The organism is Pseudoalteromonas sp. JC3 (assembly GCF_030291895.1).
Lineage (GTDB): Bacteria > Pseudomonadota > Gammaproteobacteria > Enterobacterales > Alteromonadaceae > Pseudoalteromonas.
The window spans coordinates 2355110-2375096 of record NZ_CP127855.1 but is presented as its reverse complement, the minus strand read 5'-3'; the positions used below and the strand labels follow the sequence as shown (position 1 = coordinate 2375096).

Genomic DNA, 19987 nt, shown 5'->3' with positions numbered 1-19987 from the left:
CATGCAAGTGTTTACCATTCCAGTTACACCATTTATGCAAAATTGTCGTGTCATTGTGTGTCCAGAAACACAAGCCGCTGCAATTGTAGACCCAGGTGGTGAAGCGGAAAAAATTATTGCGCAGTTGAACACACAAGGGGTAGCGCCAAGCATGATTTTGCTTACCCACGCGCACCTTGATCATGTGGGAGCAAGTACAGTATTAAGTGAGCATTTTAATATCGAGATTATCGGGCCTCATCAGAGCGACCAATTTTGGCTGGAAGCCTTGCCAATGCAATCACAGATGTTTGGTTTTCCTAATCATGAAGCTTTTTTACCATCTAAGTGGTTAAATGATGGGGATAAGGTTAAAGTGGGGAACCTCGCACTCGAAGTCAGACATTGTCCAGGGCATACTCCGGGGCATGTGGTTTTTTATGAACCAAGCTCAAAACAGGTCTTAGTAGGAGATGTGTTGTTTAAAGGCTCTGTTGGTCGTAATGACTTTCCAAAAGGCGATGCAGCCCAACTAAAACAGTCTATACAAGATAAGCTGTTTACTTTGCCTGATGAGGTCGTGGTGCATTCTGGCCATGGTGAAAATACCTCAATTGGCTTCGAAAAGGCGACAAATCCTTTTATGAGTGGCCGATTTGGTTAGATATAGTGGAAGTGGCATAGTAGTGATGTGCATTTTTTAATTTGCTATGCTTCAGGGAATAACAATCAGCATCGGTTAATAGACTGGTGTGCTAATTAAACTAGAATAGATATGTCATTAAACCAAGTAGATCGCCAGATACTGGCATTGTTACAGCAAGACGCAAGTCTTTCTACCGCTGAAATCGCTGATAAAGTAGGGCTATCTCAGTCACCTTGTTGGCGTCGCATCGCTAAATTAGAGCAAGACGGCTACATCAAAGGCAAAGTTGCATTGCTGGATGAGAAGAAACTCGGATTTGATATGTTGGTTTATGCGCATGTTAGGCTTTCAAACCATGGCCGCAACAACCTTGCCGAGTTTGAAAAATTGATCTTAAGTTATGACGAAGTGACAGAGTGCTACTCTATGGCAGGCACCATGGACTTTATGTTGCGTATCATTTCGAAAGGCATTGAAGGTTATGAGCAATTTGTTCGTGATAACTTACTTAATTTAGAGTTCGTCCAAGAAGTACATTCAAATGTTACAATGACTTGCGTTAAGCGCAGCACTTCCTTACCACTTTAATGCAATTTGTTGCCCTGCTCGTTGGGTAGGGCTTCCCGTCATCTTTTCACCATTGTTCTATACTACAATACAGACCGCTTTATTAAGTTATGTATTGCAAGCGAGTTTGTGATACAGGCTTGTATCTTATTTGTTAAAGGCGCTGCTTTTTGCTAAAATCCGCCGCCTTTGTGTTCATAGTCAATTCACACCAGAGGATATTGATGTTTAATCTTATCAGCAAAGCGCCTAGCTCTGCTAAAAACGATGTACTGTCTGGGCTTACGGTCGCTTTGGCACTTGTGCCTGAGGCTGTGGCTTTCGCTTTTGTTGCACAAGTAGACCCATTAGTCGGTTTATATGCAGCATTTATTGTCGGTCTTGTGACTTCAATCTTTGGTGGTAGGCCGGGTATGATCTCGGGTGCAACAGGGGCTCTTGCCGTGGTAATGGTGAGTCTCGTTATTGATCATGGTGTCGAGTATCTTTTTGCAACTGTATTACTCATGGGGCTCTTACAAATACTCGCAGGTATATTTAAACTTGGCAAGTTTATACGTATGGTACCGCACCCTGTGATGCTAGGCTTTGTGAATGGTTTAGCCATCGTTATCTTTCTTGCGCAACTTGGTCAGTTCAAAGTACTTAATAGTGAAGGTGAGCTGACTTGGATGCAAGGGGAAACCCTTTATGTGATGGTGGGCTTGGTAGCATTGACTATGGCCATCATTCACTTTCTACCAAAGCTAACAACTGCAGTTCCGTCTAGCCTAGCGGCAATTTTAGTGGTAACTGGTATTGTTATTGGTTTAGATTTAGACGCTCGTAATGTGCTTGATTATCTGAAAGATATGTCAGGTAACGTAGATGCAACGATTGCCGGTGGTTTTCCTGCTTTCCATATTCCAGAAGTTCCTTGGACATTTGAAACATTTAAAATTATCTTCCCATACGCGCTTATCCTAGCGGCGATTGGTTTGATTGAATCTTTATTAACGCTCACGCTAATCGACGAAATCACCGAAACACGTGGTCACAGTAACCGCGAATGTATCGGCCAAGGTGCGGCTAATGTTACTTGTGGTGTGTTTGGTGCGATGGGTGGCTGTGCGATGATTGGGCAATCAATGATCAATATTAATTCTGGTGGCCGTAGCCGTTTGTCAGGTATCACAGCAGCATTATTACTACTTGTATTTATTCTGTTTGCAGCAAGCCTTATTGAGATGATCCCGCTAGCGGCGTTAGTTGGTGTAATGTTTATGGTGGTATTGGGGACTTTTGAATGGTCAAGTTTTAGATTAATTAGAAAGATCCCTAAATCAGATGCATTTGTAATCGTCTTGGTGTCGGGGGTTACAGTGATTACAGATTTGGCCATCGCAGTTTGCGTTGGTGTCATTGTTTCGGCACTGGTATTTGCGTGGGAGCATGCGAAACATATTTACACCAATAATTATATTGATGAGCAAGGCTCAAAAGTGTACGAATTACACGGACCTCTATTTTTTGGGTCGGTGAAAAACTTTGCAGAGCTGTTTGACGTTAATAATGATCCAGACGACATCATTGTAGAATTTAAACATAGTCGTGTTGCCGATCATAGTGCAATTGAAGCAATAGATACGCTAGCTGAACGTTATAAAAAGGCTGGTAAAACGCTTCATCTTCGCCACTTGAGCCAAGACTGTAAAGTACTGCTAAGTAAGGCTAAAGATCTCGTTGAGCTAGACGGCCAAGCAGATCCTACCTATAAAGTGGCATCTGACAAGCTTGCTTAAGAGCGACAGTTTGAATAGATGAAGATAAATTAACTGGTTAATTTATTTCAAAAAAAGGCACTGAGGTGCCTTTTTTATTTGCGGCAGGGCGTGTAAAAACTGAGACCACCAGCAGTGAATAGAGACGACATGCTGAGATATAATCCAGTTAAGATAGAAGAGGTATAATCATTTTGAAGTGGCAATCACTGGTTGATAACAGGCAGAGATTTTTCTGGGTATTACAAATAGCTGGTTGGCTGGGCTACGCGCTAGTTAACTATATTGGCTCAAAAGTCTTTGAAATGCGGGATATTTATGTATTTGTCATCGCTTTAAATGCCTACGCAGGTTGTTTGATGACCGTACCGCTACGATACCTCTATCGTAAAATTTGGAATGCAACACCGTTGGTGCTGATATTCGTTGTGTTTACGGCGTCATATGTAACTGGAACACTATGGGCGGTCGTTCAGAAGTTTAATCATTGGGAAATTTATCGTCACGGGTATAGACCTGATGAATGGTTTTATTACTTACAGCAGGGACTAGACTCTGTCTATATCATACTCTGTTGGAGTGGGCTGTATTTTGGTATTAAGTATTACCAGTTGTTACAAAGTGAGCGTCAAAAGGCGTTGAAAGCCAATACTATGGCCCATGAAGCGCAATTGAAAATGTTGCGTTATCAACTGAATCCGCATTTTCTATTCAATACCCTTAATGCAATTTCGACGCTTATATTGGTTGAAGAAAATAAAGATGCGAATCAAATGGTCTCAAGGCTCAGTGATTTCTTGCGCCATACATTAAATACAGATCCGATAAAAAAGGTACCGCTTGAGCAAGAGTTACATGCGTTGAGACTGTACTTAGAAATTGAAAAGGTCCGTTTTGATGAGCGCTTATCTATTGAGCTTGATGTGACAGAAGAGGCTGAACAGGCGTTGGTACCTAGCTTGATCCTACAACCACTCATTGAAAACAGCATTAAATACGCAATTGCCCATATGGAGCATGGCGGCAAAATTGAAATAAAAGCGCAGGTGTTTGCCAATGAACTACTCTTGGAAGTAGGAGACAATGGTCCTGGCGCAGAATTGGAAGATGGGCAACTGAAAAGTGCACAGGGAGTGGGTTTAGCGAATACCAAAGACCGTTTAAAAACCTTGTACGAAAACAACTATTCATTTGTGCTCTCGGATAATGAGCCAACTGGTTTGAAGGTAAACATTCGCGTTCCATATGAAAGGGCGAAGAAGTAATGAGCAAAATTAGAACACTAATCGTAGATGATGAACCGTTAGCGAGAAAAGGGCTAGCGGTAAGGTTAAGAGATTTTTCTGAAATTGAAGTTGTAGAATTGTGTGGCAGTGGTCAACAAGCAATCGATCTATGCAAATCTGAGGACATAGATCTGGTCTTTCTCGATATTCAAATGCCGAACATGAATGGCTTTGAAGTAGCGAGAGCGCTGAGTGAAAGTGTTAAACCATTGCCTGCTATCGTATTTGTAACCGCGTTCGACCAATATGCTGTAAAGGCATTTGAGATCCATGCGCTGGATTACATCTTAAAACCCGTTGATGACAACAGATTAAAACAGGCGGTGGAGAAAGTGCAAAGCTATTTAAAAACACAACAAGACAATGCGCATAAGAAAAAGCTAGCCAGCTTTGTTGCAGGGATCACTGGTAATAACTGTGAAGAAATCCTTAAAAAACTTGCAACAGGAGATACAATTGAAGATAAAAAATTCCCAGAGTCGCTCGCAGTAAAAGAGCAGGGTGAAATCATTCGAGTTTCGACATCGTCAATTCAGTGGATTGATGCAGCCGGTGACTATATGTGCTTACACTGTAGCGATGGTCAGACTCATATTTTACGTAAAACAATGAAAGATCTAGAACAAGAGTTAGATCCAACGTTATTTGTGCGCGTACATCGCTCTGCAATTGTTAATACTAAGCAGATTAGTAAACTAGTCACACAAAGCAGTGGCGAGTATTTATTGGTACTTGAGAATGGTCAAGAGCTTAAAGTCAGCCGTAGTTACCGTGACAAAGTAAAGGCCGCACTCGCAAGCTAATAAAAGCGCGAGCTAAAGTGATTTGCGCCGTGTTTAGCCTACGGTGACGTAGTGTATTTTATGTGCTTGTACACTTTAGAGTATTCTAAGGAAAGATGAACTAGGCAGCAAGGCTACCTAGTTCAACGCTTTTACACTGTGACGATTTTCAGCGTGTTACTGGCGCCGATAGTTTCCATCTTATCACCGTGTGTGATGATCACTGTGTCGCCTTTTTCCAATGAGCCAGCAGCAACTAGCGTATCAAGCGCTTCGCGAACAGTTGAATCATCTGAGCATTGCGTCGAGTCAAATCTTACCGGATATACACCACGATAGAGTGATGCCTGCCCAAGTGTTGATTGATGGCGAGACAGTGCGTAAATAGGCAATCCAGAACTGATACGAGACATTAATTTTGCGGTATTACCCGATTCAGTTAGTGCGACAATCGCCTTTACTGAATCTAAATGGTTCGCAGCGTACATTGCCGACAGCGCGATAGTTTCACAGGTATCAGCAAAACGGCTGTCTAAACGATGTTTAGAGATATGGATCTGCGGTTGAGATTCAGCACCTAAACACACACGTGCCATTGCCGCGACCGTTTGCTCAGGATAATCACCAGCAGCGGTTTCTGCTGAAAGCATTACCGCATCTGTGCCATCAAGCACTGCGTTTGCAACATCCATAACTTCAGCACGTGTTGGCATTGGGTTGTCAATCATTGACTCCATCATTTGGGTGGCAGTGATCACAGTACGGTTTAGTGAGCGGGCACGGCTGATAATTTGCTTCTGTTTACCAACAAGAGCGGCATCGCCAATTTCTACACCTAAATCACCACGGGCAACCATCACCGCATCAGAAGCCAATACGATATCGTCAATCGCTTCTACGGTTTCAACCGCTTCTGCACGTTCGATTTTTGCAAGTAACTGTGCATTAGAACCTGCTTTCTCCGCCAACCCTCTAACGTAACGCATGTCGTCACCACTGCGAGGGAACGAAACCGCAATATAATCCACACCAATTTCAGCTGCTGTGATCAAATCTTCTTTGTCTTTGTCAGTAAATGCAGGTGCTGTTAAGCCGCCGCCTAAACGGTTGATCCCTTTATTGTTCGACAATACGCCGCCCACTTTAACACTAGTGTGAACCAAGTGACCTTGTACTTCTTCAACAACAAGCTGAATAAGTCCATCGTTTAATAACAGCAAATCACCTTGTTTTACGTCATTCGGTAATTCTTTATAGTCGATACCCACGGCTTCAACGTGACCTTGGCCAGGCTCCATTTTTGCATCGAGCGTGAATTTTACACCCACTTCTAAGAACACTTTGCCTTCTTTAAATGTTGAAACGCGGATTTTAGGACCTTGCAAATCTGCAAGGATCGCTACATTTACACCTAAGCGTTTAGCAATTTCGCGAACGGCTTCGGCTCTATTTTTGTGATCTTGAGCTACACCGTGTGAAAAGTTTAGTCTGACTACGTTGGTGCCGGCACGAATGATTTTTTCTAAGTTGTTATCTCTATCCGTCGCTGGCCCCAGTGTTGCGACGATTTTTGTGCGTCTAAGCATCAGATTCTCCTGTTAGCTTATCAAGGTAAGCAAAAACTTATGAATGTGTTAAAAGTAAATCAAAATTGCTGTTTTTTTACACATGCCACATTGTAAAATCACGATTTAACTAATTAGAGCATAAAGAATTATGCAAAACCCTTTTTAACACTCGAATTAAGTTATATGATCTATATGTCATCATTATGACACCGGTGTCAGTGGCCGTCAATCTCGAATATTCTACCTTACAGCTTAGGGGGACCATTTGAGATTTATCACAAAATTGGTGAATTCGTGCTGCTGTCACTATATTGCTATACAGTGAATTGTGTTAGCTGTCATATTTTGGGGACCGATATGATACCAGTGAATTGTGTGTCTCGCTGGTCAATCATGGTCGCTCAGGTATAATGCACATACACGAACGCATAAAGTTTTGATGTTACCGAGGAGGAAACTAAATGCAGGTTGCATTAGTTGGTTTGGGTGTGATGGGTAAAAACCTCGCGCTAAATCTAATTGAGAAGGGGATGACCTTAGTCGCTTATGACAAGAACCCCGAAGTAGGTGCGGAATTATTGAGTTGCGCACAGTCGTTAGGTATGGCGGAGCGCTTACACATAGTGTCTGATCTCGGTGATATGATCAGAAGATTAGAGACTCCTCGCTCGATTTTATTACTCGTTCCAGCAGGTGAACTAGTAGATAAAGTTTGTAGCGATTTGGTTGAAGCTGGAGTTGAGAAAGACGATATCATCGTTGACTGTGGTAACAGTAATTACAAAGATGGTATTGCACGTAAATTGAAATATCAGAATAAATTTGAGTTTGCCACTATGGGGATTTCTGGCGGTGCCGAAGGTGCACGCCATGGTCCTGCAATGATGGCAAGTGGTTCAGAAGGTGGCTGGGAGCGTATCGAGCCTTGGTTCGAAAAAGTTGCTGCGAGCTACAACAACGAATCATGTTTCGCGCGTGTAGGGCAATCGGCCAGCGGTCACTTTGTTAAAATGGTGCACAATGGTATTGAGTATGCGTTGATGCAGCTTATTGCCGAGCTTTATCAATTGCTACGCTTGGGGACCGGTCGCTCTCCTAAAGAAGTTGCTGAGATTTTTGAATCTTGGTCTGAAGGTAAATTAAATAGTTATCTACTTGCAATTTCTAGCCACATTTTAAGTCTAGAAACAGATCAGGGCGAGTCTTTAGTCGACCTTATCGACAATAAGGTAGGAGCTAAGGGCACTGGCCTTTGGACGGCGCAAAACGCACTGGAGCTTGGTATTGCCGTACCTTCGCTTGTGGCTGCGGTACAAGCTCGCCATCTCACCAATACTATTGATACTCCAGCTGCAAAAGAAATGACGTATGCGAATAAATCAACGCAAACAATTGAGGTTGATTTAGACGAGTTAAAAGATGCGTTTTATTTTGCCAGTTTGCTATGCTACCGCCAAGGTCTTGCACTGATTAAGGGCGCGTCTCGTGCACACCAATGGAAAGTAGATCTCAATAAAACGCTACAAACCTGGCGTGCGGGCTGTATTATCCGAGCTGATTACTTAGACGATATTGCTGAAGGTGTTGAATTTATCGATTCACTTGAGAAGCCTGCACTTGCACTACGTAGTGTTACAGGTAAAGCGGTGGCGACTGGTTTGTCTTTCCCAGTGCTTGCTGCGACGCAAACTTATATTGCAACACTGAGCACGCCAAGCAACGGACACTTGGTGCAAGCACAGCGTGATTACTTTGGTGAGCACGGTGTAAAGACACACAGTGGTGAAACTTGTCACCTTACTGATCTTGTCGATATCGAAGCAAAAGTTAGATAATAATCGACGTTCGGAGTAGTTCGAGCTGATTTAAAAGCCGTGGTGAAGATATCACGGCTTTTTTGTTGCGATACTTTTCGCTTTATTGATATCGATTACTATCGAGTTAGCTCGCCGCGCAGATTGTCTTGCATCAAATGGCGGATCGTTTCTAGCTCAAGCTGCTGGCTAAATAAATAGTGTAGCTTTGTTAAGCACGCTTCTAGTGTCATATCGTAGCCACTGATCACACCACAGTTTAATAACGCATTTCCTGTCGCGTAGCCGCCCATATTCACTTTTCCTTGAATACATTGGGTGAGGTTGATAATTACCACTCCGCGATCGCTGATTGCTTTAAGCTCAGTTAAAAAATGCTCGTCTTGTGGCGCGTTACCAACACCAAAGCTCAATAAGATTAATGCTTTCATCTCACCACGCATTAGGTTCTTAAGGATTTCTGTTGAGATCCCAGGATACAAATGCATTACCGCGATAGGTTGAGGTGAAATCTTGGTGACTTGCAAGCTTTGCTCAACGTAAGGGCTTAGCTTCCCTTCGATCAGCTGAATATTGATCCCAGCTTGTGCCAGCGGCGAAAGGTTTGGAGAGGCGAATGCATCGAAGCCATCAGCATGAGCTTTGATTGCTCTATTACCGCGGTAAAGTTTATTGTTGAAAAACAAACTCACTTCGGCGATAGGGTAGTTAGCAGCCAAATACATCGCGTTTAACAGATTCACTTGACCATCAGAGCGCAGTTGTGACAACGGAATTTGAGAGCCGGTCACTATCACAGGTTTAGTTAAGTTCTCAAACATAAAGGATAGCGCAGAGGCAGTATAGGCCATGGTATCTGTGCCATGGAGCACCACAAAACCATCGTAGTCGTGATATTTTGATTGAATGTCATCCGCGATAAGCTGCCAGTGATGCGGTGACATATCTGACGAATCAATTAACGGGCAATATTCATGAATATCAAAAAGCGGCATTTCATCGCGAGTAAACTCAGCGTTATTTTTTACCGTATCTGTTAGATATCCCGCAACCGGAACGTAACCGCGACTGGATTGCTTCATACCAATGGTACCACCGGTATAGGCGATATATATTTTTTTTCTTTTCATAAAAAAGCCCAGAATAAAATCTGGGCTCAGTATAACAATTACAGCACCACAATTGCAGTGCTTAATCGATTTTACTCAGGTGAAACGTTACACACTAAGCAAAGCGTATAGACATGGTTAGGGTCGTTAAGCTGGCCTAACATTTGAGTTTGTAGTGCTATTGTATTGCTAACGCTGTCTAGGGCATTTAATGCAGTTTTTGCGAATATTGATTGCTCAGGTACAAGGGCACTAATGGCACTTTGCACCATAGACGCACCAAATAATTGCTGCATCAGCTTTTCTTGCTCGGTGAGTGTTTGTTCAATAGTGATAACATCATACATCTCTAAATTAGCAAGACTTGCAGCCGCTTCAATGGCATCATTTTTGTTACCTAACTTATCGACTAGGCCAAAATCAAGCGCCTGAGTTGCTAGCCATACTCGTCCTTGCGCAACCTCATTAACCGCTGACTTATCAAGGTTTCGTTCGGTTGCAACCATGGAAATAAATTTATCATAGGCATCTTCAACGCCCATTTGGATTAGATTTTTATAGCCACCATCTATCCCTCTGAATGGAGATTGGCCTTTTAGTTCGGTTGTCGCGACACCATCAGAGTATATTCCTAATGAGTTTGCTGCATTTTCAAAGGTCATTATCATGCCAAATACACCAATAGAACCCGTGATAGTGCTTGGCGATGCCCAAATTTCATTAGCTGATGCCGCAATCCAATAACCGCCGGAAGCTGCAACTGAACCCATTGATGCTATCACGGGTTTTCCTGCGGCCTTTAGTGCAATAACTTCATTACGAATGGTTTCAGAAGCAAACATGCTACCACCGCCAGAGTCAATTCTTAATACAACGGCTTTCACTTTGTCGTTAAGGCGAGCCTTCTTAAGTAGTGCTGCTGTTGAATCGCCACCAATAGCTCCCGCTTTACGCTTGCCATCAGAGATTTGACCTTTAGCAACAACCACAGCGACTTTCTCGGTAAATGGATTTTCTGCAAACTCTTTAGGCGGTAACGTCGATAGATATTGACTGAACGAGACCTGTTTAAAAGATTTTCCCTTTGCATCAAGACCAACTTCATCGATCAGTTTCTGAGCAAATGCTTGATTGGTGGTTAATGCATCGACCCATTGGTTGTCGATAGCATATTTGGCGGAATCGCCTTGTGCAGCTTCCATTTTGTCTGTTAATGCTGCGAAGGTTTCATCAAAATTAGCCACATCAAAACCGCGGTTTTCGGCTACTTCTGTTTTATATTGTGTCCAAAGCGGGGTGATCCATCCAAGATTTGATTCTTTTGCTTCTGGTGACATATCGCTGCGAATATAAGGTTCAACGGCCGACTTGTATGTACCAACGCGGAAAATATGCTGCGTAACTTTAAGCTTATCAAGCGCCTCTTTGAAATACAGCGGGTACATGCCAAAACCGGTGATGTTAACCCCACCGTAAGGATGTAGAGAAATTTCATCGGCTACTGAGGCGAGATAATATTGAGCTTGAGTGTAATAAGCGCCGTGAGCATAGATTTTTTTGCCCGCAGCTTTGAATTGCGCGAGCGCGTCTTTGATATCTCGTAATTTGTCGAGATGGGCGCTATGAAGACGTTGTAAATCAAGATACATCACTGTAATGCGGTCATCTTGAGCTGCTTTATTGATAACATCAATGACATCATCTAACAAAATTTCACTTGGCTCTTCTGAATCGGCGAAAGCATCACTCATGGCCGCCTCAACTGGGTCAACATAGGTCAATTGTTCGACTATGATACCGTTTAGGTTTAAACGTAATACGCTTTTACTTTCGACCTCAACCTGATCCTCACCAGATACAATGCTTATCACTATGGCGATAAGAATGAATAAAAACAGCAGATTTAGAATTAATCGCCTAGAAAAGTTCAGTGTGGCCCAAATGCCCTTAAAAATATTCGCTATCAGTTTCAAAATGATCCCTTATGCTTAACTTCAATACAACTCTATACATTTATCATATATCAGAGCGAGTTTCATGAATAATAGAAAAACGTAACGAAGTATTTTCATGATTGAAATATCGCCAATGCTGCCAAATTCGTTAATTTCTTTCTTCTTAAGACTTGCCAAATAATAAAAAAACGTTAATGTTCACAGGTAAGACCAGTTTTGTGGGGCGGCAAATGTTAGAACAAGAACTACAACTTAAACATACCAGTTTGCGAAATCGCTTGGTAATGGGATCAATGCATACCGGGCTTGAAGAAGGGTGGCACAACCGAAAGCGGCTCGCTGCATTTTATGAAGAACGAGCAAGAGGTGGAGTGGGCCTGATCGTAACTGGTGGTTACAGTCCAAACCTACGTGGTAAGTTGACACCAATTTCTTCTTCTTTTAACTCGTTATACGATGTAATTAAACACAAAGCATACACCGAGGTAGTACATAAACACGGCGGCAAAATTTGTCTACAGTTACTACATGCTGGGCGCTATGCTTATCATCCATTCAACACTGCACCTAGTGCGATCAAAGCACCGATTAATCCATATAAACCAAAAGCAATGAGCTTAAGTGCCATCAAAGGTACGATTAAAGACTTTGCTCACTCAGCTAAGTTGGCCGAAAAAGCAGGCTACGATGGTGTGGAGATCATGGGTTCAGAGGGCTATTTAATCAATGAGTTTATGGCGGGTCATACCAATAAGCGCACTGATGACTATGGTGGTAGCTTAGAAAACAGAATGCGATTGGCAACAGATATTGTAAAAGCGGTTAGAGCGAAAGTGAGCGATAAGTTCATTATCGTTTTTCGCCTGTCGGTCATGGACTTAATCCCAAATGGCTCAACTCCAGAAGAAGTTGTGCTTCAAGCCAAAGCTTTGGTCGCGGCAGGTGTGGATATTCTTAACACCGGTATTGGTTGGCATGAGGCGCGCGTTCCAACAATTGCATCAATGGTGCCTCCTGGTGCCTACCGTGAAGCGTCACATAGGCTAAAACAGGCTGTCGATATACCCGTTGTAGCAGTAAATAGGATTAACACGCCAGATCTTGCTAATGACATTTTAGCCAAAGGTGATGCCGACCTTATTTCTATGGCGCGTCCATTGCTGGCTGATCCTGAATTCTTTAACAAATATCAAGAGCAGCGCTCGGAACAAATCAATATTTGCATCGGCTGTAATCAGGGTTGTTTAGACCACGTATTTAAAGGTAAACGAGCAACATGTTTGGTAAATCCACAAGCCGGATTTGAATTGGATTATCCACTTCAGAGTGCCCAAAGGAAAAAACAAGTACTCGTTGTTGGGGCAGGACCTGCTGGGTTGTCTGTAAGTTACTATCTCGCTAAAAAAGGCCACCAAGTTAAGTTGATTGATAAAGGTAGCGAGCTTGGTGGTCAGTTTAATTTAGCGATGCGAATACCAGGTAAAGAAGATTTCCAACATACGCTTAAATACTATGTCAGCGAAATAAATCGCTTGGGCGTTGAGCTTTGCTTAAATACACCATACGAAGAAACAATGGCAAACGCGTTTGATGATGTGGTATTTGCAACGGGAGTAAGCCCACGTATGTCGAAAATAGAATGCGCAGATGGGAAACGTGTGTTTGCCTATGACGAAGTGATTAAAGGTGAAGTAGAATTAGGTAATAAAATTGCTATTTTAGGTGCCGGTGGTATTGGCTTTGACATGGTAGCGTTTTTAACTGAACAGCGAGAACAAACGATCCCTGATTTTAAATCTCAATGGGGAATAGAATGCGAAGCGCAGCCTTCACAAGAGCAAAGGCCGATTTATATGTTAAAACGCTCTGAAGGACGTTTTGGTAAAGACTTAGGTAAGACCACCGGTTGGATCCACAGAGCCGTTGCAAAACACCACAATGTTCAGCAAATTGCAGAATGCGAATATATCAGCTTTGATAATCAAGGTTTGACCGTAAGAGTTGCGGGTGAAGAGCAACTGTTAGATGTCGATACGGTCATTGCTTGTATTGGACAAGTTTCTAACGATAGCTTGTTCGATAAAGAGGTGCTACCTGAAAATCAGCACGTTATCGGTGGGGCTAAACTGGCGGCAGCGATTGATGCTAAGCGAGCGATTGCAGAAGCCCTTCAGGTAGCAAGAAAGATCTAACGAAATAACCCAACCCAATCTGCGGTCTATACTGATAATTCAAACATCAACTATGGATCGCATATGCTTGCCAACCTACTAAAGCCGTATCGGCAACTACAACATTTATCTCAACATTTTTCTGGTATCGCGCCATTACTCATGCGCCTTATTCTCGCGCCAGTTATGATCATTGCAGGTTACAATAAATTAAATTTGGCTAATCCGGACGCGACATTTTTACAACGCCTCCTCGCCGATCCCGATATTGTCGCATGGTTTGGCAATAGTGAATGGGGCTTAGGTTTACCTTTTCCTGACTTACTTGCCTTTCTTGCCGCTTGGACAGAGTTTTTAGGTGGTTGGTTGATTTTGCTTGGCTTGCTTACGCGTTTAGTGTCTATACCGCTCATGGTGACTATGGTCGTTGCTGCAACGACGGTGCATTTGGAGCATGGCTGGTTTTCGGTAACGCCAACAAACCCAGACACCAGCGCCGCTAAAGTATTAGACTGGCTTGGCTTTGACGAAGCTAAAGTGAGCTTAGAAAATAGCGTAGCAGCGAAGCAACGTTTGGATTCAATTAAAGAGATAGTCGAAGAAAATGGCAGACCAAATTATCTCTATGAAAAAGGCAATATTGTTATTTTAAACAATGGAATTGAATTTGCGGCAACTTACTTTGTATTACTACTTTCACTATTTTTTACCGGTGGTGGACGTTATGTCAGTGCTGACTATTGGTTGAGGCTACTTATTGATAGGAAACAACGCAATTTACTTCCAGAGTAAAACGAAATATTGCAAGGATGCTATCCAGAAATCCGTGATGTCACGTGGTCGAATTTAAGGGAAAATGATAGACTACAAGCCACGTAATACCAATTTGCTTAAGTATTTGGTCTATTTCGGGACACGTATTAAGTCAAATTGGTATAATTCACGGCCATTTTGAAGGCACAACACGGGATGAGTTAATGGACGCCATAGAATTACTCTTAACACGCCAGTCAGATAGCAATCTGTCTTTTCCTGGACCTAATCCAGCTCAGTTAGAAATCATTAAAAAAGCAGCACTAAAAGTGCCAGATCATGGTGGCTTAACACCGTTTAGATTTATTACAGTTGAAGAAAAAGGCCGCGAAAAGCTAGGTGAAATCTATTATCAAGCGGCGGTGAAAGAGCTGCAAGAGCAGCGGGTGATAGATAGAGCGAGAGAGCTACCAGAGCGCGCGCCTATGTTGATCATCGCAGTATCTCCTTATCAAGAACATCCAAAAGTGCCTCGTATTGAGCAAATTCAAAGTGCCGGTTGTAGTGTACTTGCTATGCAGCAAGCCGCTTTTGCACAGGGGTTGTCTGGTGTGTGGCGAACGGGTTACTTTGCCCAGAGTCCAGAAGTGAAAAAGCAACTTGGTCTCGATGAAAAAGATGAGATCGTTGGCTATCTTTATTTAGGTACGCCTACGGTGCAGTGTACAAAGCCAGTAAGGCATAAACCAGAAGATTTCTTCAGCAGTTTATAAGGATACGCAGCCATGGCATTACATGTAATTGATCACCCATTAGTTCAGCATAAACTTGGACTCTTGCGAGAGCAGGGTATATCAACCAAAAACTTTCGCGAAATTGTCTCAGAAGTTGGCAACTTACTCACTTACGAAGCAACAAAAGATTTGACGTTGAGCGATCAGGTCATCTCTGCTTGGGATGGTAACGAATTAACAGTTAAAAGGCTGACAGGCAAAAAGATCACCTTGGTGCCAATTTTAAGAGCCGGTTTGGGAATGCTAGATGGCATACTGCAATTGATCCCAGCAGCTAAAGTAAGTGTTGTGGGTTTACAGCGTAACGAAGAAACACTTGAGCCAGTGCCTTATTTTGAGAAGTTGGTGGGCAATATCGATGCTAGACTCGCTTTGGTTATTGATCCAATGCTGGCAACGGGTGGCTCACTGATTGCTACTATCGACATGCTAAAAAAAGCAGGTTCAAAAGAGATCAGAGCGATTGTGCTGGTAGCTGCGCCTGAGGGAGTAAAGTTAGTGGAAGAAGCGCATCCTGACGTTGAAATATACACGGCAGCATTAGATAGCCACTTAAATGAGAAAGGATATATAGTCCCTGGGCTTGGTGATGCCGGTGACAAAATCTTTGGTACGAGAACCTAGCAGGTTTAGTGATTAACAGATTTTGTTTTTTGATCTAAAACAATGATACAAAAAAATATGGTAGTAAAAACATGCCTTCCGCTCTATTTTTGTTAAAACAACAAAATAATATTAAGGATAGACGATGTATTTGCTACGTATTTTTTTGTGGCTAAGCTGCATTTCTGCTTCAGCAAGCGAGCTCCCCAGCATTGAAAAAATAGAAACATTTGCAACCAACTATCATCTCAATCTCAACATACATACACAAACAAGCAGTCTATCTGGCAGCGCAACGATAACGGTTAAAAATCAAGGAACAACACCAACTAGAGTAATCCCATTAAGACTTTATCGCTTGCTTAGTGTTGTCGATATCACTTCGGAAGCGGGTAAGTCCCTCAACTATACACAAGGAGTAGTAAGTAATATTGATGACTCACTATTTCAGTCTAATTATATTAAATTATCGTTATCTGAGGCGCTCCAACCCGATCAACAAACAACTTTTACTGTTAATTATTCTGGCCATATAAAGGGGTATGTAGAAACTGGGATGGCTTATATTAAAGATGACATCACCCCTTTGTTTTCTATTATTCGTATGGACGCATATGCTTATCCGCTCATCACAGTGCCTGATGATAGGGTCAATCGCGCGTCACGCTTTTGGCAGAAGCTGTATAACTACACCGCTAGCATCGAAGTGGATAGCGGCTTAGTAGTAGCAAATGGTGGAATTTTACTAGGCGTAACAGAAACCGATCAAGGACGAAAGGTTTATTCATACAAAAACCAGAAACCTTCATGGAGAATGGACTTCATGGTCGCACCATATACCGTGACAAAAGGGCATGGCTTTAAGCTATTTACGTTACCGGGAAATAAATATGCAACTGACTATATGGAAAAGGCAAAACAAACCATAACATTGTATGAAAGTTGGTTTGGTCAACGTCAAAGCACTGGTGAGTTTAGCTTTATAGAGATCCCAAAGGGGTTTGGTGCTCAAGCTGGTGTTACCGCAATTATTCAAGACAGCGAGGGGTTTGTGGAGGTAACTCGTTTGTATCACGAACTGAGTCATCTATGGGACCCACGTTCGAATGAAAGCTACTCACCACGCTGGAATGAAGGTAAGGCTACCTTTTTAGAATATTTAACGGATTCACGGCTGAATAAAAGGGTGTCTTTAAGCTCGCATATGACAAACGTACTAAAACGAGCAAAAAACCAGTTCGTTAAACAGCCTAAATATTTAACGACTGCGTTTGAAGAGTATGGAAAAGCAGGGCTTAATGCCTATTCGGTAGGGGCGCTATTTTTTGCGCTTTTGCATCATGAGCTAGGAGAGGAAAGGTTTAATCATTTACTACGTACTTTTTATGCAGCACATGTTAAAAGCGGAGCATCAACAGGCGACTTTATCCTTGCACTGCGTGATTTGAAAGATCCTAACATTGATTGGATATTATCTCGTTGGGTGAATAGCCATAGGTTCACGCTTGATATTTTAGACGCTACCAACTTTGAGAACTTCATCACGTTGAGTATAAGAAGTAGTAAAATATAAATAATCCAAATAAAAAAGCTACCCACAAGAGGTAGCTTTTTGGCTTCTATAAAAGAAAGGAATCGGTATTAAAAGTAGCCTCTGATACCAAGCTTGATATTACGACCTGGAAGAGGGGCTTGCTCTTTGATAAACGAGCTATGCACAAAGCCTAGCTCATCTGTTAGGTTATCAAGGTTAACATAACCAACCATGTCACTGCCCATAAACTCAAAGTCATAGTTAAACGACATATCCACTAACGTATAGCCCTTAGTTTCACTTTCATAGCTCGCGATGTTGTCTTGCTTGAAGTAATGTGTCACCGTGAAGTTAGCTGTTAGGTTCTCGTAACTGTGCTCGTAATCGAGACCTAGCTTGTTGCTTGGAATACGTGGTAAATATTCGTCGTTATCTAACTTCGCTGTCAGCGAGTCACCAAACACTTTGACGCGTGCAAAGTTGCTTAGTTTATAATGGGCATCAAACTCAAGGCCGTATAGCTTGGCATCACTGCTTTCAAACTTAAACACCGGAACAGCGCCTTCATGTGCATGATCCGCCACTTCTAAACCGTGCTCTGGACTATAGATATAGTCTGTTAATGCCTGATAGTAGAAGTTTTCGATGTCGTTATAGAAGAAATTAACGGTATAGCCAAAGTTACCTGAGAACTTTCTAAAGCTAATGTCTAGGTTGTTTGATGTTTCTTGTTCGATATCTTGCGGCTCAAAGTGTAAATGATTACCTTCTAGCTCATAACCAAGCCCTAGTTCATAGGTGCTGGTTGCGATATGAATGCCATTTGAAAGCAATTCGGCGGTTAATGGTGCGCGCTCCGAGCGAGACAGCGAAACAGCGACGTTTTGGCCTTCAGCAAAGTCGTACACGCCACCAATAGACAAGCTTAGATTGGTCATTTCCAGGTCATAAGAAATAAACCCATTATCTAAGTTACCACCATGGCCGTGGTCGTGATCATGGTCGTGTTCACCTTCATGGTCATGATCTTCTTCGTACGCTTCCAGTTGATTGCCTTTGCTTGATAACTGGTAGTCTTCAATACGAGCACCTAACTCAAGTGTGAAGTCTCCAAAACGACGTTCTTCAAGGATATAAAGTGCGTGCGTTTTGGTATTGGTCGATGGCGTGAAAGCTTCTGCACCGTTTGCGGCGTAATCGCTGTCGGAGAAATGATAACCAACAGTGCCGTGCCACTCTCCTAAGCGGTGCTCTGCCGTTAAGCGTAACTCAGTTGTATCATTCTCAAATACAGTGCCAATGTTTCCATCTTCAATTTCAGCGTGTTCATAATCGGTGTAGCCGACACGTAGACCAACAGATTCAAGCCAGTCACTGTGTACTGCATAATTTACAAGCCCTTGCCAACGGTCTTGTTTTACTCGAGCAAATACGGATTCTTCTTCGTGGTCATGCCCTTCCTCTTCATGCTCGTGATCATGGTCATGACCAATATGAGAGTGAGCAGGAATGCCATAGTCCGTATCAACACGGCCATAAGAGAAACCAACGGTCAGATGATCGCCAACGTAACTTGTACCTAAGTTAAATTGCTCAGAATCGATAAAGGTATTGTCGACGCGATTGGCGTACTCTGTTTCATGCTCTTCTGCTTCGTGGGCATGATCTTCGCCTTCATGTTCATGCTCGTGTTCTTCATGTTCGTCGTGTGGAAGCGCGAAATTAGGGGTTTCATAATCACCACCTTTACGCTTAACGCCATCGAAATGGAAGTTAAATCCGTCAAAGCCGGATTCTAATAATACCGCAAAGGTATTGGTATTTGAGTTGGTATCATGGCTATAGTCGGCAGCGCCCTGAAGGCTATCGATCACGTCTGTCGGAATACGATTATCAACAACATTAACCACACCACCGATTGCACCTGAGCCGTAAAGTAGGGTTGCAGGACCTCTTAGCACTTCAATTTGCTGCGCAGCCAGCGAGTCATTAGTGTTGGCGTGATCTGGGCCAACGCGCGAGGCATCGCTACTGTCTAACCCGTTTTGCGTGATTTTAACCCGAGGACCATCTAAACCACGGATGATAGGGCTTGAACTCACCGGACCAAAGTAACTAGCATTGATCCCTGGTTGGCCTTTTAGTGTTTCACCCAGTGTTGGTTTGGCACGGTTTTTTAGCTCATCCCCACTTAATACACTGACCGGAGAGGTCATTTCCATACTATTTTTATGTAGGGCAGAAGAGTAAACAACAATGCTCTCAACAGATGTTGGTTTTAGTTCGACTCGAACAAATCCTTGGGCTTCATCTACATCTACACGTTTATCAAGATAATTAGGCTTAGTAACGTGTAATTGAGAATCAGCATCTATTGCAATGGTAAATTGGCCATTCTTATCTGATTTAACTGACTTGCTTTTGCCATGAAGATGGATGGTTACATTACTAAGTGGTTGATTGTTTGCGTCAACAACTTTACCTGTTAGTTGTGCAGCATAAGCTGGCGCTGCACCTATTATTGAAATTAATGCGCTGGCGATAAGAGACTGCTTAAACATATTTTTATTACCACGAGTTAGGTTATGTATTGAACGAGTGAGCTGTTCGACTAATAGAGTGATAATATAACACTACAAATTTTGCGGATCAATAACGTTATACTA

The 19987-nt window shown here is 42.6% G+C and carries 15 protein-coding genes; 11 read left to right on the top strand and 4 right to left on the bottom strand.

Features of this window, described 5'->3' with window-relative positions; all coding sequences use genetic code 11:
• Window position 1 precedes the first annotated feature (1 nt).
• The 5 genes from QSH61_RS09895 to QSH61_RS09875 all read left to right on the top strand — a co-directional run bounded on the left by QSH61_RS09895 (window position 2) and on the right by QSH61_RS09875 (window position 5041).
• On the top strand, window positions 2–643 hold the full coding sequence (locus tag QSH61_RS09895; RefSeq protein ID WP_206473186.1) for an MBL fold metallo-hydrolase: 642 nt from the start codon (window positions 2–4) through the stop codon (window positions 641–643).
• 111 nt (window positions 644–754) lie between these two features.
• Window positions 755–1213 (top strand): Lrp/AsnC family transcriptional regulator, encoded by a 459-nt coding sequence (locus QSH61_RS09890; protein ID WP_010376979.1) that lies wholly within the window; start codon window positions 755–757, stop codon window positions 1211–1213.
• A 203-nt stretch (window positions 1214–1416) separates the two neighbouring features.
• A complete protein-coding gene (locus tag QSH61_RS09885) occupies window positions 1417–2973 on the top strand; it encodes a SulP family inorganic anion transporter (RefSeq protein ID WP_102056870.1) in 1557 nt (518 codons plus the stop codon).
• Window positions 2974–3146: 173 nt separating this feature from the next.
• Window positions 3147–4217, top strand: a complete 1071-nt coding sequence (locus QSH61_RS09880; RefSeq protein ID WP_010604863.1) for a sensor histidine kinase — start codon at window positions 3147–3149, stop codon at window positions 4215–4217.
• Entirely contained in the window at window positions 4217–5041 is an 825-nt protein-coding gene (locus QSH61_RS09875; RefSeq protein ID WP_010376983.1) for a LytR/AlgR family response regulator transcription factor, read from the top strand. Before QSH61_RS09880 ends, QSH61_RS09875 begins: the two co-directional genes overlap by 1 nt.
• Before the next feature lie 131 nt (window positions 5042–5172).
• On the opposite strand, the gene pyk is transcribed toward QSH61_RS09875, so the two are convergent.
• The gene (gene pyk / locus QSH61_RS09870; RefSeq protein WP_102056869.1) at window positions 5173–6606 is read right to left on the bottom strand and encodes a pyruvate kinase; all 1434 of its coding nucleotides are present in this window, start codon (window positions 6604–6606) and stop codon (window positions 5173–5175) included.
• 443 nt (window positions 6607–7049) lie between these two features.
• Here pyk and gnd point away from each other — a divergent pair, with 443 nt between their 5' ends.
• Entirely contained in the window at window positions 7050–8423 is a 1374-nt protein-coding gene (gene gnd, locus QSH61_RS09865; RefSeq protein ID WP_174168812.1) for an NADP-dependent phosphogluconate dehydrogenase, read from the top strand.
• 98 nt (window positions 8424–8521) lie between these two features.
• Here the strand turns inward: gnd and ansA are convergent, their stop codons facing one another.
• Entirely contained in the window at window positions 8522–9532 is a 1011-nt protein-coding gene (gene ansA / locus QSH61_RS09860) for an asparaginase (protein ID WP_010376991.1), read from the bottom strand.
• A gap of 71 nt (window positions 9533–9603) precedes the next feature.
• A complete protein-coding gene (gene sppA / locus QSH61_RS09855; RefSeq protein ID WP_174168813.1) occupies window positions 9604–11484 on the bottom strand; it encodes a signal peptide peptidase SppA in 1881 nt (626 codons plus the stop codon).
• Window positions 11485–11696: 212 nt separating this feature from the next.
• Here sppA and QSH61_RS09850 point away from each other — a divergent pair, with 212 nt between their 5' ends.
• From QSH61_RS09850 to QSH61_RS09830, 5 genes are all read left to right on the top strand, one after another.
• Complete coding sequence (locus tag QSH61_RS09850; protein ID WP_174168814.1) at window positions 11697–13658, top strand: FAD-dependent oxidoreductase; 1962 nt, start codon at window positions 11697–11699, stop codon at window positions 13656–13658.
• Between the two features lie 63 nt (window positions 13659–13721).
• Window positions 13722–14429 carry an HvfX family Cu-binding RiPP maturation protein gene (locus QSH61_RS09845; protein WP_102056865.1) on the top strand — a complete coding sequence of 236 codons (708 nt, stop codon included), beginning with the start codon at window positions 13722–13724 and terminating at the stop codon, window positions 14427–14429.
• Between the two features lie 185 nt (window positions 14430–14614).
• Complete coding sequence (locus QSH61_RS09840; RefSeq protein WP_010604857.1) at window positions 14615–15163, top strand: NAD(P)H nitroreductase; 549 nt, start codon at window positions 14615–14617, stop codon at window positions 15161–15163.
• A gap of 12 nt (window positions 15164–15175) precedes the next feature.
• Window positions 15176–15808 carry a uracil phosphoribosyltransferase gene (upp, locus tag QSH61_RS09835; protein ID WP_010604856.1) on the top strand — a complete coding sequence of 211 codons (633 nt, stop codon included), beginning with the start codon at window positions 15176–15178 and terminating at the stop codon, window positions 15806–15808.
• Between the two features lie 124 nt (window positions 15809–15932).
• The gene (locus QSH61_RS09830) at window positions 15933–17360 is read left to right on the top strand and encodes a M1 family aminopeptidase (RefSeq protein ID WP_206473188.1); all 1428 of its coding nucleotides are present in this window, start codon (window positions 15933–15935) and stop codon (window positions 17358–17360) included.
• Between the two features lie 68 nt (window positions 17361–17428).
• Here the strand turns inward: QSH61_RS09830 and QSH61_RS09825 are convergent, their stop codons facing one another.
• Window positions 17429–19882, bottom strand: a complete 2454-nt coding sequence (locus QSH61_RS09825) for a TonB-dependent receptor (RefSeq protein ID WP_206473190.1) — start codon at window positions 19880–19882, stop codon at window positions 17429–17431.
• Between the last annotated feature and the right edge of the window lie 105 nt (window positions 19883–19987).